The 19,971-nt window shown below is 64.6% G+C and carries 23 protein-coding genes and 1 tRNA gene; 17 read left to right on the top strand and 7 right to left on the bottom strand.

Translation table 11 applies throughout. The annotated features are described in order from the left end of the window. Window positions 1-50: 50 nt before the first annotated feature. Window positions 51-431, top strand: a complete 381-nt coding sequence (locus tag FMM02_RS03065; RefSeq protein ID WP_147493487.1) for a PaaI family thioesterase — start codon at window positions 51-53, stop codon at window positions 429-431. Here FMM02_RS03065 and FMM02_RS03060 read toward each other — a convergent pair. Both FMM02_RS03060 and FMM02_RS03055 read right to left on the bottom strand, forming a co-directional pair. Next, window positions 425-1,555, bottom strand: coding sequence for an acyl-CoA dehydrogenase family protein (locus FMM02_RS03060; protein WP_147493486.1), 1,131 nt, complete (start codon window positions 1,553-1,555; stop codon window positions 425-427). The two genes, FMM02_RS03065 and FMM02_RS03060, sit on opposite strands and share 7 nt — an antisense overlap. Window positions 1,556-1,558: 3 nt before the next feature. Then, window positions 1,559-2,713 carry an acyl-CoA dehydrogenase family protein gene (locus FMM02_RS03055; RefSeq protein ID WP_147493485.1) on the bottom strand — a complete coding sequence of 385 codons (1,155 nt, stop codon included), beginning with the start codon at window positions 2,711-2,713 and terminating at the stop codon, window positions 1,559-1,561. Between the two features lie 79 nt (window positions 2,714-2,792). Here FMM02_RS03055 and FMM02_RS03050 point away from each other — a divergent pair, with 79 nt between their 5' ends. The 7 genes from FMM02_RS03050 (at window position 2,793) to FMM02_RS03020 (ending at window position 9,774) form a co-directional block, all read left to right on the top strand. Next, window positions 2,793-4,040 (top strand): acyl-CoA dehydrogenase family protein, encoded by a 1,248-nt coding sequence (locus tag FMM02_RS03050; RefSeq protein ID WP_147493484.1) that lies wholly within the window; start codon window positions 2,793-2,795, stop codon window positions 4,038-4,040. Then, window positions 4,037-4,822: an SDR family oxidoreductase gene (locus FMM02_RS03045; protein WP_147493483.1), complete on the top strand. Its 786-nt coding sequence runs from the start codon at window positions 4,037-4,039 to the stop codon at window positions 4,820-4,822. The genes FMM02_RS03050 and FMM02_RS03045 overlap by 4 nt, the downstream gene beginning before the upstream one ends. Continuing rightward, window positions 4,819-5,574, top strand: coding sequence for an SDR family NAD(P)-dependent oxidoreductase (locus FMM02_RS03040; protein WP_147493482.1), 756 nt, complete (start codon window positions 4,819-4,821; stop codon window positions 5,572-5,574). The genes FMM02_RS03045 and FMM02_RS03040 overlap by 4 nt, the downstream gene beginning before the upstream one ends. After that, window positions 5,571-7,655 carry a 3-hydroxyacyl-CoA dehydrogenase NAD-binding domain-containing protein gene (locus FMM02_RS03035; protein ID WP_147493481.1) on the top strand — a complete coding sequence of 695 codons (2,085 nt, stop codon included), beginning with the start codon at window positions 5,571-5,573 and terminating at the stop codon, window positions 7,653-7,655. The genes FMM02_RS03040 and FMM02_RS03035 overlap by 4 nt, the downstream gene beginning before the upstream one ends. A 142-nt stretch (window positions 7,656-7,797) precedes the next feature. Beyond that, window positions 7,798-8,682, top strand: a complete 885-nt coding sequence (locus FMM02_RS03030; protein WP_147493480.1) for a hypothetical protein — start codon at window positions 7,798-7,800, stop codon at window positions 8,680-8,682. A 50-nt stretch (window positions 8,683-8,732) separates the two neighbouring features. Further along, entirely contained in the window at window positions 8,733-9,314 is a 582-nt protein-coding gene (locus FMM02_RS03025; protein ID WP_147493479.1) for a cytochrome b, read from the top strand. 46 nt (window positions 9,315-9,360) lie between these two features. Then, window positions 9,361-9,774, top strand: a complete 414-nt coding sequence (locus FMM02_RS03020; protein WP_147493478.1) for a MarR family winged helix-turn-helix transcriptional regulator — start codon at window positions 9,361-9,363, stop codon at window positions 9,772-9,774. On the opposite strand, the gene FMM02_RS03015 is transcribed toward FMM02_RS03020, so the two are convergent. Further along, entirely contained in the window at window positions 9,771-9,995 is a 225-nt protein-coding gene (locus tag FMM02_RS03015) for a plasmid stabilization protein (protein WP_147493477.1), read from the bottom strand. The genes FMM02_RS03020 and FMM02_RS03015 overlap by 4 nt on opposite strands. A gap of 108 nt (window positions 9,996-10,103) precedes the next feature. Between FMM02_RS03015 and typA the strand changes: the two genes are divergently transcribed. Both typA and FMM02_RS03005 read left to right on the top strand, forming a co-directional pair. Next, complete coding sequence (gene typA / locus FMM02_RS03010; RefSeq protein ID WP_147493476.1) at window positions 10,104-11,921, top strand: translational GTPase TypA; 1,818 nt, start codon at window positions 10,104-10,106, stop codon at window positions 11,919-11,921. A gap of 59 nt (window positions 11,922-11,980) precedes the next feature. After that, window positions 11,981-13,657 carry a DEAD/DEAH box helicase gene (locus tag FMM02_RS03005; RefSeq protein WP_147493475.1) on the top strand — a complete coding sequence of 559 codons (1,677 nt, stop codon included), beginning with the start codon at window positions 11,981-11,983 and terminating at the stop codon, window positions 13,655-13,657. A 12-nt stretch (window positions 13,658-13,669) separates the two neighbouring features. Here the strand turns inward: FMM02_RS03005 and FMM02_RS03000 are convergent, their stop codons facing one another. Together FMM02_RS03000 and FMM02_RS02995 are read right to left on the bottom strand one after the other, a co-directional pair. Further along, a complete protein-coding gene (locus tag FMM02_RS03000) occupies window positions 13,670-14,293 on the bottom strand; it encodes an FMN-binding negative transcriptional regulator (RefSeq protein ID WP_147493474.1) in 624 nt (207 codons plus the stop codon). 4 nt (window positions 14,294-14,297) lie between these two features. Then, entirely contained in the window at window positions 14,298-14,702 is a 405-nt protein-coding gene (locus FMM02_RS02995; protein WP_147493473.1) for an EVE domain-containing protein, read from the bottom strand. 331 nt (window positions 14,703-15,033) lie between these two features. Between FMM02_RS02995 and FMM02_RS11330 the strand changes: the two genes are divergently transcribed. Further along, on the top strand, window positions 15,034-15,690 hold the full coding sequence (locus FMM02_RS11330; protein ID WP_246104809.1) for a cell wall hydrolase: 657 nt from the start codon (window positions 15,034-15,036) through the stop codon (window positions 15,688-15,690). A 134-nt stretch (window positions 15,691-15,824) separates the two neighbouring features. Further along, on the top strand, window positions 15,825-16,331 hold the full coding sequence (locus FMM02_RS02985; RefSeq protein ID WP_187107828.1) for a response regulator: 507 nt from the start codon (window positions 15,825-15,827) through the stop codon (window positions 16,329-16,331). Here the strand turns inward: FMM02_RS02985 and FMM02_RS02980 are convergent. Beyond that, window positions 16,328-17,071, bottom strand: a complete 744-nt coding sequence (locus FMM02_RS02980; RefSeq protein ID WP_222703824.1) for a glutathione S-transferase family protein — start codon at window positions 17,069-17,071, stop codon at window positions 16,328-16,330. The genes FMM02_RS02985 and FMM02_RS02980 overlap by 4 nt on opposite strands. Window positions 17,072-17,315: 244 nt before the next feature. Between FMM02_RS02980 and FMM02_RS11415 the strand changes: the two genes are divergently transcribed. The 3 genes from FMM02_RS11415 to FMM02_RS11410 are packed head-to-tail and all read left to right on the top strand — an operon-like array spanning window position 17,316 to window position 18,062. Next, window positions 17,316-17,600 carry a glutamine amidotransferase-related protein gene (locus tag FMM02_RS11415; RefSeq protein WP_222703823.1) on the top strand — a complete coding sequence of 95 codons (285 nt, stop codon included), beginning with the start codon at window positions 17,316-17,318 and terminating at the stop codon, window positions 17,598-17,600. After that, window positions 17,501-17,923: a glutamine amidotransferase-related protein gene (locus FMM02_RS11325; protein WP_147493469.1), complete on the top strand. Its 423-nt coding sequence runs from the start codon at window positions 17,501-17,503 to the stop codon at window positions 17,921-17,923. The genes FMM02_RS11415 and FMM02_RS11325 overlap by 100 nt, the downstream gene beginning before the upstream one ends. A 7-nt stretch (window positions 17,924-17,930) precedes the next feature. Continuing rightward, window positions 17,931-18,062, top strand: coding sequence for a hypothetical protein (locus FMM02_RS11410; protein WP_281288883.1), 132 nt, complete (start codon window positions 17,931-17,933; stop codon window positions 18,060-18,062). On the opposite strand, the gene FMM02_RS02965 is transcribed toward FMM02_RS11410, so the two are convergent. Further along, a tRNA-Gln gene (locus FMM02_RS02965) sits at window positions 18,030-18,103 on the bottom strand. The two genes, FMM02_RS11410 and FMM02_RS02965, sit on opposite strands and share 33 nt — an antisense overlap. 159 nt (window positions 18,104-18,262) lie before the next feature. On the opposite strand from FMM02_RS02965, the gene FMM02_RS02960 reads away from it, so the two are divergent. Beyond that, on the top strand, window positions 18,263-19,321 hold the full coding sequence (locus FMM02_RS02960; protein ID WP_425473657.1) for a Ppx/GppA phosphatase family protein: 1,059 nt from the start codon (window positions 18,263-18,265) through the stop codon (window positions 19,319-19,321). Beyond that, the gene (locus tag FMM02_RS02955; protein ID WP_147493468.1) at window positions 19,318-19,968 is read left to right on the top strand and encodes an RlmE family RNA methyltransferase; all 651 of its coding nucleotides are present in this window, start codon (window positions 19,318-19,320) and stop codon (window positions 19,966-19,968) included. Before FMM02_RS02960 ends, FMM02_RS02955 begins: the two co-directional genes overlap by 4 nt. The last annotated feature ends 3 nt before the right edge of the window (window positions 19,969-19,971 follow it).

The following is a 19,971-nucleotide window of genomic DNA, read 5'->3' as shown; positions in this document are numbered from 1 at the left end:
CCCGCACGACCGGGGCTGACCTGCCGATACGACTGCGCTAGGGCGTCGCGATGACCGACTTGCCGCCCTATGCCCGCCTGCTCCAGCTGCGGACCGAGCGCCCCGACGGCGGACTGCGCTTCGTCATGCCCTTTCATGAAGATGTGGTCGGCCGCCCCGGCTTCCTTCACGGCGGGGCGATCGCCGGATTGCTGGAGTTCGCCGCCTTCACCGCTCTTGAAGAGGCTCTTGACGGCGAGGCAATCGGCAAAAAGCCGGTCACCGTCACCGTCGACTATATGCGCGGCGGGACCCCACAGGACACCTATGCGGAAGCGGTGATCGAGCGGCTTGGCAAGCGGCTCGCCAATGTCGAGGCTTTTGCCTGGCAGCAGGACCGCGCCCGGCCGATCGCCTCCGCGCGGATCAACTTCCTCCTCGACCGTCAGTAGCCGCTGAGCTCGGCCACCCGGGCCATGTGGAAGCGCGGGCTTCCGAACAGTTCGCCAAGCACCGCCTCGCGCTTCATGTAGAGGCCGATGTCATGCTCGTCGGTCATGCCGATACCGCCATGCATCTGGACCCCTTCCTGGACCGCCAGCGCCGCGCTTCGGCCCGCCTTGGCCTTGGCCACCGAGACGAACAGTTCGGCGCGCTGATCCTGCGCATCGAGCAGCTGCGCGGCCTTGAACGTCGCGGCGCGGGCGATCTCGATCTCGCCGAACAGGTGCGCGGCGCGGTGCTGCAATGCCTGGAACTCGCCGATTAGTCGGCCGAACTGCTTGCGCTGTTTCAGATAATCGAAGGTCATCTCGCTTGCGCCGGCGGCGACCCCGACTAGTTCCGCCGCCGCGCCGGCCCGACCGGCGCCAAGCGCCCGGGAGATGGGACCCCAACCGCCGTCGACCTCGCCGACCACGGCGTCGGCATCGACCGCGACATTGGCCAGCCTGAGCCGTGCCGCCTTGCTGCTGTCGGCCAGCGCGACATTGTCGATCTCGACCCCCGCCATGCCGCGATCGAGGGCGAACAGGGTAAGCCCATCGGTTTCGCCCGGGCTTCCGCCGGTCCGCGCCGCGACCAGGATCAGATCCGCGCTCGCGCCATGGACGACGAACTGCTTTTCGCCATCGAGAAGGAAGCCGTTGCCTTGCCTTCGCGCCGCGCAGGCGATGCGCGCTGGGTTGTGATGCCTGCCTTCGTCGATCGCCAGCGCGGCCACGGTGTCGGCGGCAAGAATGCCGGGAAACCACCGCTCGGCGTGGGCCGAGCCGTCGAGCGCCCGCACCGCCGCGACTGCGGTCGTGAGAAAGGGGGAGGGGGTGAGGTTGCGGCCGATTTCCTCCAGCACAACGCCGGCCTCGACCTGGCCAAGGCCCGCGCCCCCCCGGGCCTCGGGGATCAGGATTCCGGTAAGGCCGAGCTCCGCGAACTGTTTCCATAGGCCATGGCCGAACCCGTCCTTGCAGCCGATATCGCGCCAATGGCGAAGTTGCGCCTTGATCGCGCCTTTGTCGGCCATGAACGGCCGAACCGCGTCCTGCAGCATGCGCTGGTCGTCGGTCAGGGTCAGCATGGCTCAGGCTCCCGGCAGGCGAAGGATATGTTTGGCGACGATGCCAAGCTGGATTTCCGAGGTTCCCCCCTCGATCGAATTGGCCTTGGTCCGCAGCCAGTCGCGCGCCGCCTTGCCGCCGCCCGAACGGTCGCTGTCCCATTCAAGCGCGTCGGATCCGCCAGCGGCCATGACCAGCTCGTGACGGCGCTTGTTGAGCTCGGTCCCGGCATATTTCATCATGCTCGGCATCGCCGGATGGGCTCCGCCTGCCTTCAGCTGGTCGATGAACCGCTCACTCATGGCAGCAAAGGCCAGCGCGTCGACGTCGAAGGCGGCGATCTCGGCGCGCAGCAGCGGATCGTCGATCGACCCGACGGCCCTGCCCAACGCCTGCTTGTCCCCGCCAAGCCCCATGCCGCTGATCATCTCGCGCTCATGGCCGAGAAGATATTTGGCGACGTCCCAGCCTTTGTTGACCTCCCCGACCAATTGGTCCTTGGGCACTTTCACATCGTCGAAGAAAGTCTCGCAGAAGGGGCTGTAACCGCTGATCAGGAGGATCGGCTTGGTCGAAACCCCGGGACTTTCCATGTCGAACAGCAGGAAGCTGATTCCGCCATGTTTCGACTCCGCGGAGGTGCGGACCAGGCAGAAGATCCAGTCCGCCTGATCGGCATAGCTGGTCCAGACCTTCTGGCCATTGACAAGATAATGGTCGCCCTTGTCCTCGGCCCTGGTCTGGAGGTCGGCAAGGTCCGATCCCGCTCCCGGTTCCGAATATCCCTGGCACCAGCGGATGTCGCCCCGCGCGATTTCGGGAAGGAAGCGCTTCTTCTGGTCTTCTCTGCCATATTTGAGGAGCGCCGGCCCAAGCATCGAAATGCCGAAGCTGGTCAGCGGCGGGCGGCAGCCGAGCGAAGCCATTTCTTCCTTGAGGACCCTGGTCTGCGCGGCATCCAGGCCGCCGCCGCCATAGTCCTTCGGCCAGTCGGGCACGGTCCAGCCGCGCGATGCCATGGCATCCAGCCATCGCTTCTGCGCGTCCGACTGAAACTCAAAGTGGCGGCCGCCCCAGCAGGCATCCTTTTCGCTGCGCATCGGGGTGCGCATCTCGGCCGGACAATTGGCCTCCAGCCAGTCGCGAACCTCGCGTCGGAATTGTTCGACATCGGCCATGTTGCTTGCCCTTCGCGGTCCAGAGTCCTAGCCCGTTTTGGAACGATACTGAGGTGTCACGCAAGCGGGAGAAGCGGCGGTGGATTTTGACCTTACGGAACGGCAGGCTTTCTTCCGCGACCGGGTCAGGCGCTTCATCGACAAACATGTTCGCCCCCGAGTCGCTGAATATAAGCAGGAGATCGACGGCGGCGATCGCTGGAAGCCGCTGAACCTGATCGAGGAGCTGAAATCCGAGGCGCGCGCAGCGGGTCTGTGGAACCTGTTCATGCCGCCGGGCGGCGCGCTCCAGCATGTCGACGAGAGCTTTGCCTTTGAAGGCGAACAGCTGACCAACCTCGAATATGCGCTCTGCGCCGAGGAAATGGGGCGCATCCTGTGGTCGGCAGAAGCGTTCAATTGCTCGGCCCCCGATACCGGCAACATGGAAGTACTCCACCGCTATGGGACTCGCGAACAGAAGGAAGCGTGGCTTGCGCCGCTGATGCGCGGCGAGATCCGCTCGGCGTTCCTGATGACCGAGCCCGGGGTGGCCTCATCGGACGCCACCAATATCGAATGCCGGATCGAGCGCGACGGCGACGATTATGTCGTCAACGGTCGCAAATGGTGGTCGAGTGGTGCAGGCGATCCGCGCTGCAAGGTCGCCATCCTGATGGGCAAGACGGACACCGAGGCGCGCAAGCACCAGCAGCAGTCGATGATCCTGGTGCCGATGGACGCGGATGGGATCACCATCGAGCGTCACCTGACGGTCTATGGCTATGACGATGCTCCTCACGGTCATATGGAAATTGCGCTCAAGGAAGTTCGCGTACCCATCTCGAACTTGCTGCTCGGCGAAGGGCGGGGGTTCGAGATCGCGCAGGGGCGGCTCGGTCCGGGACGCATCCACCATTGCATGCGCACCATTGGCGCCGCCGAAGAAGCGCTCGACCTGATGTGCCGCCGCCTGCAAAGCCGGATCGCCTTCGGCAAGCGGCTCAGCGACCATAGCGTGTGGGAACAGCGGGTCGCCGACGCGCGCATCGAGATCGACTGTACGCGGCTGCTCTGCCTCAAGGCAGCGGACATGATGGACAAGGTCGGCAACAAGTCCGCCAAGGCCGAGATCGCGATGATCAAGGTCAAGGCGCCGCGCATGGCGCTGAAGGTAATCGACGATGCGATTCAGGCCTTTGGCGGGGCCGGGGTCAGCCAGGATACGCAGCTCGCGGCAAGCTGGGCGGGCATCCGCACGCTGCGCCTCGCCGATGGCCCTGACGAGGTGCACAACCGGTCGATTGCGCGGATCGAGTTCGCCAAACATGCGGAGACGCTGGCATGAGCGTTCCCCGGCTGTTCGACCTGACCGGCAAGGTCGCGATTGTCACCGGCTCATCGCGCGGCATCGGCCTCGCCATCGCCGCGGCGCTCGCCGAACATGGCTGCCGCGTGGTGATTTCCAGCCGCAACCAGGACAGCTGCGACGAGGTTGCCCAGGCGATCAATGCCCAGCATGGCGAAGGGCGGGCGATCGCGGTCGCCGCCAATATATCCAGCAAGGACGCGCTTCAGAACCTAGTCGATGAAACCCGCCGCGCCTTCGGCCGGGTCGACGTGCTGGTCTGCAACGCCGCGTCCAACCCCTATTACGGCCCGATGGCGGGAATCAGCGACGACCAGTTCCGCAAGATCCTCGACAATAATGTTATCGCCAACCACTGGCTGATCGCGATGGTCGCGCCGGAAATGCTCGAACGGGGCGAAGGATCGATCATCATCGTCAGTTCGATCGGCGGACTGACCAGTTCGACGATGATCGGGGCCTACAACATCTCCAAGGCGGCGGATTTCCAGCTGGCGCGCAACCTCGCGGCCGAATTCGGGCCGAGGGGCGTGCGGGTGAACTGCATCGCGCCGGGACTGGTGAAGACCGATTTCGCCCGTGCCTTGTGGGAAAATCCCGACACGCTGAAGTCGGTCACGCGCGGCACGCCGTTGCGGCGGATCGGCGAACCGCATGAAATTGCCGGGGCAGCGGTCTATCTCGCCTCGCCCGCCTCGACCTTCATGACCGGCCAGACGATGATCGTCGATGGCGGCTCTACCATCGGGGTAGGGCTGTGACCGGCCGGCTGACCGGCAAGGTGGCGATCGTCACGGGCTCGGGCTCGGGCATCGGCAAGGCCAGCGTCGACTTGTTCCGCAAGGAAGGCGCGACGGTGATCGGCGCCGACCTCCACGGGAGTGACTTCGAATGCGACGCAGGCGATGAGGAGCAGGTCGAGGCGCTCGTCGAACATACGGTCCGCGACCATGGCGGGCTCGACATCTTTTTCGCCAATGCCGGGATCAGCGGAGGGTTCGACGGCATTTTCGACCAGGACGCGGCCGATTGGGCGGAAATCCTCCGGGTCAACCTCATCGGCCCGTTCCTGGCCGTGAAATATGCCGCCCCGGCGATGAAGGCGCGGGGGGCAGGGGCGATCGTTGCCACGGCGTCGGTTGCCGGGCTGCGCTCGGGCGCCGGAGGCCCGGCCTATTCTGCGTCGAAGGCGGGGGTCATTAACCTGGTGAAGGTCGCCTCGACCCAACTGGCCGGCGCCAATATCCGGGTCAATGCGATCTGCCCCGGCCTCATCGAAACCGGAATGACCGAATTCATCTACGAACGCGCGCGATCTCGCGGCCAGGAAAGCGAGATCGGCAAGCTGAACCCGCTCAAGCGCGGCGGTGAACCGGCCGAAATCGCCCAGACAGCGCTGTTCCTCGCCTCCGACGAGGCAAGCTATATCAACGGCCAGGCCATCGTCATCGATGGCGGCCTGTCGGCCTCACACCCTTTCAATCACCAAAGCTACGGACGGACCACGACATGACCGACGTCATCGATACGCCAACCATCAGCCCGATTTCGACCAGTCGCCACGGCGACGTGTTGATCGTCACTTCGAACAACCCGCCGGTCAATGCGCTCGGCGCCGCCGTGCGGCGGGGGCTGGTCGCGGCAATCGAGGAGGCCGAGGGCGACGACAGCGTCAAGGCAGTGGTCATCCGCTGCGAAGGCCAGACCTTCTTCGCCGGCGCCGACATCACCGAATTCGGCAAGCCCCCGGTCATGCCCTGGCTGCCGACAGTGGTCGACACGATCGAAAATTGTTCGAAGCCGGTGGTTGCCGCGATCCACGGCACCGCGCTCGGCGGCGGACTGGAGGTGGCGCTCGGCTGTCACTATCGGGTTGCGGTTCGCGATGCCAGGCTGGGCGTTCCTGAAGTCAAGCTGGGCCTTCTCCCCGGCGCGGGCGGGACGCAGCGCCTGCCGCGCGTTGCCGGCGTCCAGAAGGCGCTGGAGATGTGCACGTCGGGCGCAATGGTCAGTGCCAAAGATGCCTGCGCTGTCGGGCTGATCGACCGGCTGGTCGACGGCGAGCTGGTCCAGCATGCGGTCGCCTATGCTGAAGAGGTGAAGAACATCCGGCCGCTCCCCAGGTCGAGCGAGCGCGACGAGAAGTTGGCCGAGGCCCGGGCTAATCCGGCGATCTTCGATGAATTCCGCAAGGCCAATGCCCGCAAGTTCCGCGGTTTCGAGGCGCCCGAAGCCAATATTAAGGCGATCGAGGCGGCGGTCGCCAAACCCTATGCCGAAGGCGTCATCGACGAGCGCAATCTGTTCATGGGGCTGATGTCCGGCACCCAGTCGCGGGCCCAGCAATATTTCTTCTTTGCCGAGCGCAAGGCGGCAAAGATCGATAATATCCCCGACGACACCAAGCCGCGGCCGGTGAAGAAGGTCGGGGTCATCGGCGCCGGCACGATGGGCGGCGGGATTTCGATGAACTTCCTGTCGGCCGGAATCCCGGTGACCATTTTCGAAATGAACCAGGAAGCGCTCGACCGGGGCACCGGGGTGATGCGCAAAAATTATGAAGCGACGGCGTCGAAGGGCCGAATGACCGGCGAACAGGTCGAGCGAGCGATGGGTCTGCTGACCCCGACGCTCGACTTCGCCGACCTCGCCGACTGCGACCTCATCATCGAGGCGGTGTTCGAGCAGATGGACGTCAAGAAGGACATCTTCACGCGGCTCGACGAGGTGATGAAGCCCGGCGCGATCTTGGCGTCGAACACAAGCTACCTCAACATCGACGAGATCGCGGCGATCACCTCGCGTCCGGAGGACGTTGTCGGGCTCCATTTCTTCTCGCCTGCCAACATCATGAAGCTGCTGGAAGTGGTGCGCGGCGCCAGGACTGCGCCAGATGTCCTCATCACCGCGATGCAGCTGGCCAAGAAGATCCGCAAGGTGGCGGTGGTCGCCGGGGTTTGCCACGGCTTCATCGGCAACCGCATGCTGATGCCCCGCCAGATCGAGGCAACCAAGTTACTGCTGGAAGGCGCCACCCCCGAACAGGTTGACCGGGTCCATGTCGAATTCGGAATGCCGATGGGGCCGTTTCAGATGGCTGACCTTGCCGGGGTCGACATCGGCTGGCACCGCGATCCGAGCCGGATCGAGAATGTCCGAGATGCGCTTTGCGCCATCGACCGCTGGGGCCAAAAGAAGGGCGCCGGTTTTTACGATTATGATGACAAGCGTCGGCCGAGCCCGTCGCCGGTGGTCCAGCAGATCATTGAGGATTTTGCCGCAAAGCAGGGCGTGACCCGCCGCCAGATCGACGATGAGGAGATCGTCGAGCGCACCCTCTACACGATGGTCAACGAAGGCGCGAAGATCCTCGAGGAAGGCATGGCGCAGCGCGCATCGGACATCGATGTGGTGTGGGTCTATGGCTATGGCTGGCCGGTCTATCGCGGCGGCCCGATGTTCTGGGCCGACAGCCAGGGCCTTCCGAAGATCGTCGAGGGCCTGAAGCGCCAGGAACAGCGGATGGGAAGCGATTTCAGCTTTTCCCGGCTCCTTCTCGACAAGGCCGAAAAGGGCGAGAAGTTCACGCGCTGACCCTTTTTGAAGTCACAGTGCCGCCGAAAATGGCGGCACTGTAATTTTCCCCTTGGCTTGACGCGGAAATTGGCCAAGCTTGGTCCCCGGACTGGGGGCTGGGATCGTGGTTGCGTCATTGCGTCAAGCAGAGCTCGCGCTGATGAATGCGCCGTTCGAAGAGGACGGCTGGAAGCGCGCGATGGAACTGGTCGCCGGAGCGACCGGCAGCGGCGCGGTCCATCTGGCCGCGATCGGGGGACCGATGATGATGCCCCTCGACATTTTCGTCGGACGCGAGGCGCATCGCGTCGACGAGGTCTTTTCCGCACCGGAATTGTGCGGGGAGGGCAATTGGCGCCTTCGCGCGGTCGGCGATCTGATGACCATCCAGCATGAGCGCCATTATGCCGAGGCCCGGAAGCGGGGCGGCACTTCGGCTTATGACGACGCGGTATCCATGCTCGACATGCAGCTCGGCTGTCAGTCGACCTTGATCAGCGACCAACATAATTTTCTTGGCCTTGCCCTGATCCGCGGCCGCCGCGAGGGCGCGACCGATGACGTCGTTTATGGGCGCTTTGCCCATCTTCTCCATCATGTGCAGCGCGCCGTCAGGGTCCAGCTGGCGATGGACGGGGAGGCCGCCGAAGTGATGCTTGGTGAATTAGCGACCGTCGACTGCCGAGTTATCCTGCTCGATCGTCATGGCTGCTTGTCGGCCGTGAGCAGTCGCGCGGAAGCGCTGCTCGACGAGGTCGGCCCGGCCCGGCTGGAAGGTCTTTCGGTTGCCCTTCGCAACAGGGACGAAAATCGCCAGCTCCACCAGGCGATGGGCCGGCTCCTTGCCAAGAGCGCACACGCGCCGGTGGTTCACCAGATGCGGGCGGGAAGGACTGCTTGCGCGCCGCACGGACGCTGGAAATTGTCGCTGATCCGCTTGCCCGACCGGCCTCATGGGCTAGGCTTCGATCCGGCGCTTGCAATCTCGTTCCAGCCGCTGGCACAGCAGCCTGCCGCTTTTGAAGCTGGACAGGCGCTTCATTGAGGGGAAGGTTCGGAGGAGCGGGGGCGTTCGCCCGATAGAGGAGGAAGTCGATGGCCGACTATATGGTCGAACAGAATACAGGTCCGATCGCAGTACGCTATCGGTCGATCGTGGTATGGCTTCACTGGATCACCGCCTTCGCGGTCCTTCTGCAAATCTATGTAGGTTTCACCTTCCACGACATGCCGCGCGGGCCCGCCCGCGGGGAATGGTTCGACTGGCACAAGACGCTGGGCGTGGCGATCCTCCTGCTGGCGCTCGCGCGGCTTTCGGTTCGGCTGATGAATCCTCCTCCGCCCTATCCTGCCGATTATCCCAAGTGGCAGCGCTTTGTCGGGACCTGGACGCATCGGCTCTTTTACCTGATGCTGGTGGCATTGCCGCTGACCGGTCTCGCCGCCGTGTCGGGCCGGGCTGAAGACGGGCAAGTCGCGCTGCAATTGGGACTTTCAGTTCCCGCTATCCCTGGAATCCCGAAGGAGAATGAATTCGGCGATGTCCATGAGATCCTGGTCAAGCTGACCATCGCAACCCTCGTGCTTCATGTCGCGGGGGCGCTTTACAACCAGTTCATCGCGAAGGGCGCCGTCGCCAACCGGATGCCGCCGTTCGGGCACAAGAACGGTCGCTAACGGGACGCAACCTTGCATGGCTGCAAATCTTTGCTAGCCTGCAATAATGTGGGGAAATACATCACCGGGTGCCATTGCGGCGCGATTTGCGCGGCTGGTCGAGGAATTGGGCGGCGATACTGCAGCGGCGAAAGCAATGGGCCAGCAGCGCGACCTGCTAGCCGCCGTTGCAGCGGCCGAGCCGGCGACATTGAACCAGGTCGCGGCAAAAGTTGACCGGGGGGCGCCGGCGGTCAGCCGGGCGGTAGACGTGCTGGTCCGGGCCGGGCTGGTCGATCGCCGGCCCGATCCCGCCAACCGACGCCGACTCGCCCTACGGCTGACCGAGGACGGTCGCCAGCATCTCAATCGCCCGCCCGCCGCCGATCATTCGCTTGAAGGCCGGCTGGCAAAGCTGGCTGCAAGCGAGTTGCGCGCGCTTGAGCGCGGGATCGAGATCCTCGAGCGGTTGCCGCGCTAGGCGTTGCCGCGCCGGCGGCGCGTTTCCCAGCCCTTCTTGGCGGCGGCGCTGCGCGAACGGCTGCGTCCCGACCCTTCATTCTTGCCGCCGCCGTCTTGTTTATTGACCGTGCGCCAGGCACGTTCCTCGGCTTCGTCCTTGCTGACTCCCTTCTCGCGATAGCCTTCGGCGATATGATCGGCCTTGCGCTCCTGCTTGGCCGTGTAGGCACCCTTGGGCATGACAATCTCCTTTCGCCGCCAAAAACGCACTGGTCGGGCATGGGTGCCATTGCCGCAACGCAGCAATTCCTGTAGGTGCGCGCCAACTCATACCCCGGGACATCGATAATGAACCTTCGCAACGTGGCGATCATCGCCCACGTCGATCATGGCAAGACCACGCTCGTCGACCAGCTTTTCCGCCAGTCCGGCACCTTCCGCGAAAACCAGCGCATCGAAGAGCGCGCGATGGATTCGAACGACCTTGAGAAGGAGCGCGGGATCACCATTCTCGCCAAATGCACCTCGGTCGAATGGAGCGGCACGCGGATCAACATCGTCGACACACCCGGCCACGCCGATTTCGGCGCTGAGGTGGAGCGGATCCTCAGCATGGTCGATGGCGTCATCCTGCTCGTCGACAGCGCCGAGGGGCCGATGCCGCAGACCAAGTTCGTGACCGGCAAGGCGCTCGCCCTCGGCCTCAAGCCGATCGTCGTCGTCAACAAGATCGATCGCCCTGACGCCCGCCCGGCCGAAGTGCTTGACGAGGTGTTCGAACTGTTCCTGACGCTCGACGCCAATGACGAGCAGCTCGATTTCCCGGTCCTCTACGCCTCGGGCCGCGCCGGCTATGCCGGACCGACTGACGACGTGCGCGAAGGCGACCTGACCCCGCTTTTCCAGAAAATCGTCGACCATGTTTCGGCCCCCGACCTCGACCCGGCGGGTGAGTTCAAAATGCTGGCGACATTGCTCGACCGCGACAATTTCCTCGGCCGGATCCTGACCGGCCGGATCGAGAGCGGTACGCTTACGGTCAACGACCCGATCCGCGCGCTCGACGTCAACGGCAAGACCGTCGAGGACGGCCGCGTTTCCAAGCTGTTCGCCTTTCAGGGGCTGGAGCGGGTTCCGGTCGAGACCGCCAAGGCGGGCGACATTGTCGCCATTGCCGGCCTGATGAAGGCGACCGTGTCGAACACCATCGGTACGCCGCAGATCACCGAGCCGCTCACCGCCCGCGAAATCGATCCCCCGACGCTCAGCATGACCTTTGCGGTCAATGACAGCCCCTTTGCCGGCAAGGACGGTGACAAGGTGCAGAGCCGAGTCATCCGCGATCGGCTCGACCGCGAGGCCGAAGGCAATGTCGCGATCCGGGTCAGCGAGACTCCGGGCGGCGAAGCGTTCGAAGTCGCCGGGCGCGGCGAACTCCAGCTCGGCGTGCTGATCGAAACCTTGCGCCGCGAAGGCTTCGAACTGTCGATCAGCCGGCCGCGCGTGCTGTTCCGCGACGGACCCGACGGACGCGAGGAGCCTTATGAAACCGTCGTCGTCGACGTCGATGACGAATTTTCCGGAACGGTCATCGACAAGATGGCCATGCGCAAGGCGGAAATGACCGACATGCGACCGTCGGGTGCCGGCAAGACCCGCCTGACCTTCTCCGCGCCTTCGCGCGGACTGATCGGCTATCATGGCGAATTCCTGTCCGACACGCGTGGCACCGGGATCATGAACCGGTTGTTCGAAAAATATGGTCCCTATAAGGGCAAGATCGAGGGCCGCCAGAACGGCGCGCTGATCTCGATGGAGCAGGGCCAGGCCGTCGCCTATGCGCTCAACGCGCTGGAAGATCGCGGCGTCCTGTTCGTTTCGCCCGGCGACATGCTCTACCAGGGTATGATCATCGGGGAAAATGCCAAGCCGCAGGACCTTGAGGTCAACGCGCAAAAGTCGAAGCAGCTGACCAACTTCCGCGCCAGCGGCAAGGATGAGGGCATCCGCCTGACCCCGCCGCGGCGCATGAGCCTGGAACAGGCCATCGCCTATATCCAGGACGATGAGCTGGTCGAGGTGACCCCGAAGGTTATCCGTCTGCGCAAGCGTCACCTCGATCCGCACGAGCGCAAGCGCGAAGCGCGGAAGATGGAAGCCGCCTGATTTAATCGAAGCCCTTGCCGCCCTGTTGCGGGGGCGGATTTAGGAGTAGGGCATCGCCCATGCCACATGAACAACTTCCCGCCGTGCTCGCCGGAGCGCTGGCGGCGCGATCCTATGATCAGCTGACGCCTGTCCAGGCCGCGGTGGTCGAACCCGAAGCCCAGGGCCGCGACCTGATCGTCTCGGCCCGCACCGGGTCGGGCAAGACCGTCGCCTTCGGCCTGGCCATGGCCGGCGAACTGCTCGACGGCGATCGCGTTCCCTGGACCCGGGAGCCGCTGAGCCTGGTTATTGCCCCGACCCGTGAGCTTGCGCTCCAGGTCAGCAAGGAACTGGAGTGGCTCTATGCCGAGGCCGGCGCGCGGGTCGTGACCTGCGTTGGCGGGATGGACCCGATGAAGGAACGACGCGCGCTCAATGGCGGCGCCCACATCGTGGTCGGCACACCGGGCCGGCTTCGCGATCATCTCGAACGCGGCGCGCTGGACCTTTCCGCGCTTCGGGCGGTGGTTCTCGACGAGGCCGACGAGATGCTCGACATGGGGTTTCGCGAAGAATTGGAGGAAATTCTCGACGCGACCCCGGCGGAGCGGCGCACCCTCCTGTTTTCCGCGACGATGCCGCGCGGCATCGTCCAGCTGGCCAAGCGTTACCAGCGCGAGGCGCTGCGCATCGAGACGACCGGCGAGCGCGATGCCCATTCCGACATCGCCTATCAGGCGGTCGTCGTGTCGCCGACCGATATCGAGCATGCGGTCGTGAACCTGCTCCGCTTCCACGATCCCGAAACGGCGATCCTCTTCTGCGCGACGCGCGACGCAGTGCGGCGGCTCCATGCCAGCCTGACCGAGCGCGGTTTCCATGCCGTCGCCCTGTCGGGCGAGCATAGCCAAAACGAACGCAACCATGCGCTTCAGGCCCTGCGCGACAAGCGCGCGCGGGTTTGCGTCGCAACCGACGTCGCTGCCCGCGGAATCGACCTGCCGTCGGTCAGCCTGGTGATCCATGTCGAACTGCCGCGCGATGCCGAAGCGCTTCAGCACCGTTCGGGTCGCACCGGCCGTGCGGGGCGCAAGGGCATTGCGGTGCTCCTGGTGCCTTATCGGCGTCGCCGCAATGTCGAAACGATGCTGCGCAACGCGCGGATCCAGGCCGAATGGATCGACCCGCCCCTTCCCGACGCGATCCGGGCAATGGACCGCGAGCGGTTGTTCGAGAGGCTTAGCGCTCCCGTCGAGCCCGAGGTCGAGGATCGCGAGCTTGCAGAGCAGCTGATGGCCCGAATGGCGCCCGACGCGATCGCCCAGGCGCTGGCGCGGCTGGCGCGCACCGACCTTCCTGCGCCCGAGGACATCTTGTCGGCCAGCGAGCCGCGCGAAGCGGGGCCGCGATCCGGGTTCGAGGATAGTCTGTGGTTCCGGATTAATGCCGGCCGCCGGCATAATGCCGATCCGCGCTGGCTGCTTCCACTGATCTGCCGCTACGGCCATGTCCAGCGCGGCGCGATAGGCGCGATCCGCGTTGCCGCGAACGAAAGCTATTTCGAGGTCGCCGGCCGGGCTGCCCCCGGCTTCATGGCGGCGCTCAAGCGGGCGCGAATTGCGCCAGAGGACGAAGGCATGCTGATCGAACCGACGGAAGGCCCGCCGAGCGATGGAAGCCGGCCCGAATCGCGGGCGCGCCCGCATCCGATGAAGAATCGTCCGCCGGTTCGCAAAGGTCCGCGCAAGCGCTGAGCGTCGGGCCTGTCAGCCGATCGTCGCGCGGACCGCCGCCGCCAGCACCGGTTCGCCGTCGGCTGCCAGTCCGTCTGCCAGCCCTAGCCGGTTCTCCATCGGATGATTCTGGTTGAGCTTCCACTTGCCCTCGATCTTCTCGACCACGACCTCGACGCCGACGATCCCCTTCAACTGGGCGGCGACATAGTCGGGCGGGGCATCGCCGAGCGTCCAGGGGGTTTCGCGGCCGCCTTCATGGCGATCCGTCAGAGCGGTCAGTTGCTTGCGAAGCCACTCCGGGTCGGGATGGACGGCGGGGACACCGCTCGCCTGGACGATGATATAATCCCAGGTCGGCACCGCCTTGCCGTCGCGCTGCTTGGTTGGATACCAGTTGGGGCTGACATAGGCATGAGGCCCGTGGAACTGGAGGAGGACCGCCCTCCCGGCGCGAAGGTCACCAATCTGGTCGTTGGCCTTTGCCAAGTGGAAGCGGATGACCGGGCCGTCGGCCCCCTGCATCACCGTCACCGGCACGACATTGGCTTTGAGGCCTTCCTCCCCATGGGTGATCAGCGTGGCCAGCGGATGCGCTTCAATCGCTTCGATCAGCACATCTTCGCGGTTTTCGCGGAAGGCGGGCGGGCAGTACATGCAATCAGTCCTTTGTTGCCAGTTGGTGAATCACCTTCCACTCATCCTCCCGGACCGGCGTGACGCTGAGCCGCGACTGGCGCAGCATCTCCAGCTTGGCAAGCCGGGGTTCGGCCTTGATCGTGGCAAGTGCGACCGGCGCCGCCAGCTTGTCACGCGGCTCGACGCGGACGCTGGCCCATTTGCCGTCGGCCCCTTCCGGTTGCCAGCCACGAGTGATCTCCATCACGCCGACTGCCGCCTTTTCCTTGTTGCTATGGTAGAAAATCGCGAGGTCGCCGGGATTCATGTCCTTGAGGAAGTTTCGCGCCGTGTAATTGCGAATCCCGTCCCATTCGGTCCCACCCTCGCGGACCAGGTCGGCCCATCCGTAAACGTTCGGTTCGGACCGCATCAGCCAATAGGCCATTTCGAAATTTCTCCTGATTTTCCGGGACCGATTACCGCGACTGGAGAGGCCATGGAACCAAAAAACAGTCCCTGAATCTGTCAATCCGTTAAGGGTTCCACCGGTTTACCTCGCCCCGGACACCGCTCGTCGCTCCGGTGGTTGAGCAATGTCCGCCAGGCTTTATGTGCACCGCAACATATTGAGCGAGCGGATCTGAACCGCCTTCCGGAAAAAAAGGGAGGCCCGGGTCCCAGGGCAAGACGGACGCACCCTCCGAGGATTGCTGCGATGACTTTTTCATCGCCCGAAGCGATCGACGGACGGCCGGCCGCCATTTTTAGAGTGAAAATTGAAGAAGTTCGTGGGTGCCGGCGGTACGTCGGCGTTCGTCGCGGCCATCCTTTTGGCTGTCGGCGGTTCGGGTCAGGCACTGGCCCAGCAGGTTTCCAATCACCCGGTCATCAAGGCGGTCGTTGCGACGGCTGCCGCGACCGCTCCGGCTGAAACGGCCATTGCAGCATCGGCCAGCGCCGTGACGGCCGCCACCGGCAGCGCCGTTCCCGCTGCCGCCAGCGTCGCAACCGCGCTCCCGCTGTCCTCGCTGGTAAGCGCGCATCGTATCGGCGCCGAGTTGGACGAGCAGGGCAAATGCCTGGCGACCGCGGTATATTTTGAAAGCATGGGCGAGCCGCTCGAAGGCCAGCTTGCCGTTGCCAATGTTGTCATCAACCGCGCCCGTTCGGCCAAATATCCGAACAGCTGGTGCGGCGTGGTCAAGCAGAAGGCCCAGTTCTCCTTCGTCCGCCGCGGGCATTTCCCGCGCATCGACGTCGGTTCGGAAGCCTGGGCCAAGGCGCAGGCGATTGCCAGGATTGCCGCGCTCGGCCTGACCTCGGCGCTGCCGCAGGACGTGCTTTGGTATCACGCCGACTATGTCTCGCCGTCATGGGGTCGCCGCCTCAACCGAGTCGAAAAGATCGGCGCGCACATATTTTACCGCGCCTGATCTCCGCCCGCCGCACCGCCGGCACCGCTGGCCGTTAACCCGGTTCATGGGGGATTCGCGCCGGCCCGCTTCTCAAGCACCATCCCCTTCGAAGGAAAGGATTTTCCTTTGAAGCAAGCGGGGAGGCTGGCGGGGTGCTGAAAATCTTGATCGTCGAAGACGACGTACAACTGGCGACGACCCTCAAATATTTGGTCGAGGACAATCCGCGCTACCGCGTCGTCGCGACGGTCGACGATCTCGACGGCGCGGTCGTGGCGGCGCAGCAGCACGCACCCGACCTTGCGCTGGTGGACCTTAGGTTAGCCCATGGCACGACCGGCTTTTCGGTCGCGGTACGGATGAGCGATTTCGACATTCCGTGCTTTTTCATCACTGGCAAGGCGCCCGATTTCCCGATGCCCGACCTGGCGCTCGGCTGCCTGATGAAGCCGTTCACCGCCGAGGATGTGCACCGCAGCCTCGCCGCGGCGGAGGACATCATGCGCGGCCGAGAGGCGCTGCGAGCCCGGATGCCGGTCAACCTTACCCTTTACGACAAGGTCGAGGAGGAAGAGCAGCCGAGCGAGCCGGGGTTCATCCCGTCGCGCCGCTCACTCAAGACCCGCATCGAACATTGGATCGCTGGAACCCAGCATTAAAGCCGCATGATCCCGCGCCGCGGCTCGCGCTGGCCGAAGCTTTCCGTGGTAAGGCGCGCCCCGGCCTCGATCAGCGCATGCCGTCTCCCGGCGATCGTCGCGCTGAGCTGGATCTGTTCAAGCTTATGCAGTTTTTCCAGCACCGGATGCGCCAGCACGCGACCGACGAACGCCGCGGTGCGCGGCCAGCGGTCCGGATCCGGCAGGAAACCTGCATAGGCGGCGTTCCTGAAAAAGCTGGCGGTGGCGATATCCGCAAGGCCGATCGCGCCGAACAGATAGCCTTGGGCGGGCAGCTCGCACTCGAGATAATCGAGCGCCGCCGGAATGTCGCGGGAAAGCGACCGTTCGACCCGCGCCTCGTCGCCCGGCTCCCCCCATACCCGGGGGTGGACCATCTTCTGGTAGAACAAGCCCCAGATGAACACATCGCCAAGTCGGGTGTCGGCAAACTCTTCCATCCAGCGGGCCCGCGCCCGCTCTTTCGGATCCCGCGGCAACAGCGCGGGCTCGGGCATTATCTCGTCGAGATATTCGCAGATTATGGTGGAATCGGTCAGCACAATCCCGTCCGCAATCATCACCGGAATTCGACGCAGCGGGCTTAACCGGACGAATTCGTCATTGCCGAAGAAGGGCGTGATCGGATCGACCTCATAGTCGAGACCCTTCAGTTCCAGGCAGGCAAGGACCTTGCGGACATAGGGACTGACGAAGCTGCCGATAATCTTGATGGCCATGGCCTTGCGCCGTCGCTGGTTCATTTGTCGCTTTACAGGCCGGGCGGCCGTCGCTCCCTTGCGTATGCGTGAACTGCGCCGCCTTCAACCGATTTTCCTCCCTGCGATTCCGGCGCTGGGTTGGTGGTGGCGTTCGCCCGAACGATGGCGCGCGCGCGGCTGATTCCCTGAGCAACAGGCAATTCTGACCCAAGGCCCGGCATCGATGCGGGCCTATTCTTTTTCCACGCCTGGGAGCAGTGGCGTGATCCTCCTCGTCGACAATCGCGACAGCTTCACTTTCAACTTGGCTGGCGCCTTCCGCTCGGCGGGCGCGGAGGTGGTCGTGGTACGCAACAGCATCGCCGCTGGCGAGGCGCTCTATCGCGCAACCAGGCTTGGCGCCTCCATAATGCTGTCGCCTGGTCCCGGCGCCCCGTGCGATGCCGGATGCTGCATCGAGCTTGTGAGGCAGGCCAAGGGCCTAGTTCCGGTCATCGGAAGTTGCCTTGGGCCCAGACGATCATCGCCGAGGCGGGCGGGCAGGTAGCCGCCGCGGCCGATCCCTGTCATGGCAAATGCTCGGCACTCGACCATCAGGGCACCGGACCCTTTGCAGGCCTTCCAAGCCCGATGCGCGTGGGTCGTTACCATTCACTGTGCACGCCTACTGACGGCCTTCCAGACCGGTTCATCGTCGACGCGGCGCTCGACGGCATGGTGTTGGCCATTCGCGACGACGAGGCGGCCCAGCTCGGCCTGCAGTTCCACCCCGAATCCATCCTCACTCCCCGCGGCAGCCGGCTGGTCGCGGCGATGCTCGACTGGGCTAATGCGCGCCAGCGCCACCTCGGCGCTGCCCTTGCCGCCTGAACAATACATGCACGCGATGCCCGCGGCCGCGAACCAGGGGAAATGGGGGCGAACCGGACTGTCCAAGGACAATCGCGGTTACCTGCTTGATTTTCTGAAAGAAAGCTGGATGCCCGACGAGGATTCGAACCTCGATTGACGGAGTCAGAGTCCGTAGTCTTACCATTAGACGATCGGGCAGCGCTTGCCGGCGGGCCAATAAGTAGCGCGCCTCTCCCTGTCAACAATCGGGCCCGGGAAATGGGCCATTGGCGCCCGCTGGTTGCGCCACGGACTTAGTTGAGGTTAAGGTCGGGGCAAGTCAGCCGGACGCTATCCCGCGTTCGGTGAAGGATAGAAATGGGCACCACCATGGCGCAGCAGGTCGCCAGTGCGCCGAGTCCCGGTTTCAGGGGGCCGGCAGGCGGAAACAGGCCGCCGCCCCTCCGAGGGTACCAGCGCGACATCTATGGTGCGCTCGATCTTGGAACCAACAATTGCCGCCTGCTGATCGCTCGCCCGAGCGATGGCGGCTTCACCGTTCTCGACGCATTTTCGCGGATCGTCAGGCTGGGCGAAGGCCTGTCGTCAAGCGGGAAGTTAAGTCAGGATTCCATGGACCGCGCGGTCGAGGCGCTTGGCGTTTGCGCCGACAAGTTGCGCCGCCGCCATGTCACCCTGTCGCGCTCGGTCGCCACCGAGGCGTGCCGCCGCGCCGCCAATGGCCGCGATTTTATCGCCCGGGTGAAGCAGGAGACCGGGATCGCCCTCGACATCATTTCGCCGCGCGAAGAGGCCCGGCTGGCGGTGCTCGGATGCCACAAGCTGCTTGAGCCCGGCGACGGACCGGCGTTGATCTTCGACATTGGCGGAGGATCGACCGAGCTCGTCCTGCTCGAACAAGGCGATACCGCCCCGCGCATCCGTGCCTGGTGGTCGGCGCCGTGGGGCGTCGTCTCGCTTACCGAAAGCGAAGGGCAGGAGGCGATCGAGGGAAAGGACCGCGTCGCCGCCTATGGCCGGATGCGCGAGCGGGTGCTTCGCAGCTTCGCCCATTTCATCGAAATGCTCCCCGACAATCCGCGCAACGTGCGGTTGCTTGGCACCAGCGGCACGGTGACGACGCTTGCCAGCGTTCACCTCGCGCTGCCCGCCTATGACCGGCGCCAAGTCGATGGGCTGCACGTGCCGGTGGGGGATATGCGCCGCATTTCGACGATGATCGCGGAAATGGATTTCGAACAGCGCAGTGGCCTGCCTTGCATTGGCAGCGAGCGGGCCGACATGGTGGTCGCCGGTTGCGCCATCCTGGAAGCCATTCTCGACATCTGGCCCGCGGATACGCTGGGAATCGCCGACCGCGGCATTCGTGAAGGCATATTGCGGTCGTTGATGGCCCGCGACGGTTATCAGCTGTGACCCGGCTCCGAACCGCCAAGGGACGCAAGGTCAGTTCGACCCGCTGGCTCGAACGGCAACTCAACGACCCTTATGTGAAAAAGGCCAAGGCCGAAGGATATCGCAGCCGGGCCGCCTATAAGCTGATCGAGCTAGACGAGCGCTTCGGCCTGCTGAAGGGCGTCAAGGCGGTGGTCGACCTCGGTATCGCGCCCGGCGGCTGGAGCCAGGTCGTCCGCAGGAAGTCGCCCGCCGCGCGGATTGCCGGGATCGACCTGCTGCCGACGGAACCGATCGACGGGGTCACCATCCTGCAGATGGATTTCATGGGCGACGACGCGCCCGACCGACTGCGCGAGGCGCTGGGATCCGACCAGGCCGATTTTGTCATGTCCGACATGGCTGCCAACACCGTCGGCCATCCCCAGACCGATCACCTGCGGACCATGGCGCTAGTGGAAGCCGGACTGGAATTTGCCAAGGAAGTGCTGCGGCCGGGCGGCGCCTATCTTGCCAAGGTGCTGGCCGGCGGAGCGGACAATAGCCTGGTGGCCGAGCTCAAGCGCCACTTCACCAGCGTCAAGCACGCCAAGCCCCCCGCCAGCCGCAAGGATTCCAGCGAATGGTATGTCATCGCCCAGGGCTTCAAGGGGCGCGACGAAGGCTGAACG

Origin of the sequence: Sphingomonas xanthus (assembly GCF_007998985.1) — a bacterium.
Classification (GTDB): domain Bacteria; phylum Pseudomonadota; class Alphaproteobacteria; order Sphingomonadales; family Sphingomonadaceae; genus Sphingomicrobium; species Sphingomicrobium xanthum.
The sequence above is the reverse complement of the archived record's forward strand: the minus strand, read 5'-3'. Positions and strand labels throughout refer to the sequence as shown.

What these genes read in the sequence shown, in the direction of transcription:
- FMM02_RS03055 (WP_147493485.1), bottom strand. Translation starts at nt 2,713, where the DNA reads ATGGCCGATGTCGAACAATTCCGACGCGAGGTTCGCGACTGGCTGGAG.
- FMM02_RS03065 (WP_147493487.1), top strand. Translation starts at nt 51, where the DNA reads ATGACCGACTTGCCGCCCTATGCCCGCCTGCTCCAGCTGCGGACCGAG.
- FMM02_RS03035 (WP_147493481.1), top strand. Translation starts at nt 5,571, where the DNA reads ATGACCGACGTCATCGATACGCCAACCATCAGCCCGATTTCGACCAGT.
- FMM02_RS03000 (WP_147493474.1), bottom strand. Translation starts at nt 14,293, where the DNA reads ATGTACTGCCCGCCCGCCTTCCGCGAAAACCGCGAAGATGTGCTGATC.
- FMM02_RS03025 (WP_147493479.1), top strand. Translation starts at nt 8,733, where the DNA reads ATGGCCGACTATATGGTCGAACAGAATACAGGTCCGATCGCAGTACGC.
- FMM02_RS02960 (WP_425473657.1), top strand. Translation starts at nt 18,263, where the DNA reads ATGGGCACCACCATGGCGCAGCAGGTCGCCAGTGCGCCGAGTCCCGGT.
- FMM02_RS02980 (WP_222703824.1), bottom strand. Translation starts at nt 17,071, where the DNA reads ATGGCCATCAAGATTATCGGCAGCTTCGTCAGTCCCTATGTCCGCAAG.
- FMM02_RS03045 (WP_147493483.1), top strand. Translation starts at nt 4,037, where the DNA reads ATGAGCGTTCCCCGGCTGTTCGACCTGACCGGCAAGGTCGCGATTGTC.
- FMM02_RS02995 (WP_147493473.1), bottom strand. Translation starts at nt 14,702, where the DNA reads ATGGCCTATTGGCTGATGCGGTCCGAACCGAACGTTTACGGATGGGCC.
- FMM02_RS03030 (WP_147493480.1), top strand. Translation starts at nt 7,798, where the DNA reads ATGAATGCGCCGTTCGAAGAGGACGGCTGGAAGCGCGCGATGGAACTG.
- FMM02_RS03060 (WP_147493486.1), bottom strand. Translation starts at nt 1,555, where the DNA reads ATGCTGACCCTGACCGACGACCAGCGCATGCTGCAGGACGCGGTTCGG.
- FMM02_RS11325 (WP_147493469.1), top strand. Translation starts at nt 17,501, where the DNA reads ATGCTGCATCGAGCTTGTGAGGCAGGCCAAGGGCCTAGTTCCGGTCAT.
- FMM02_RS03020 (WP_147493478.1), top strand. Translation starts at nt 9,361, where the DNA reads ATGTGGGGAAATACATCACCGGGTGCCATTGCGGCGCGATTTGCGCGG.
- typA (WP_147493476.1), top strand. Translation starts at nt 10,104, where the DNA reads ATGAACCTTCGCAACGTGGCGATCATCGCCCACGTCGATCATGGCAAG.
- FMM02_RS03015 (WP_147493477.1), bottom strand. Translation starts at nt 9,995, where the DNA reads ATGCCCAAGGGTGCCTACACGGCCAAGCAGGAGCGCAAGGCCGATCAT.
- FMM02_RS11410 (WP_281288883.1), top strand. Translation starts at nt 17,931, where the DNA reads ATGCACGCGATGCCCGCGGCCGCGAACCAGGGGAAATGGGGGCGAACC.
- FMM02_RS03005 (WP_147493475.1), top strand. Translation starts at nt 11,981, where the DNA reads ATGCCACATGAACAACTTCCCGCCGTGCTCGCCGGAGCGCTGGCGGCG.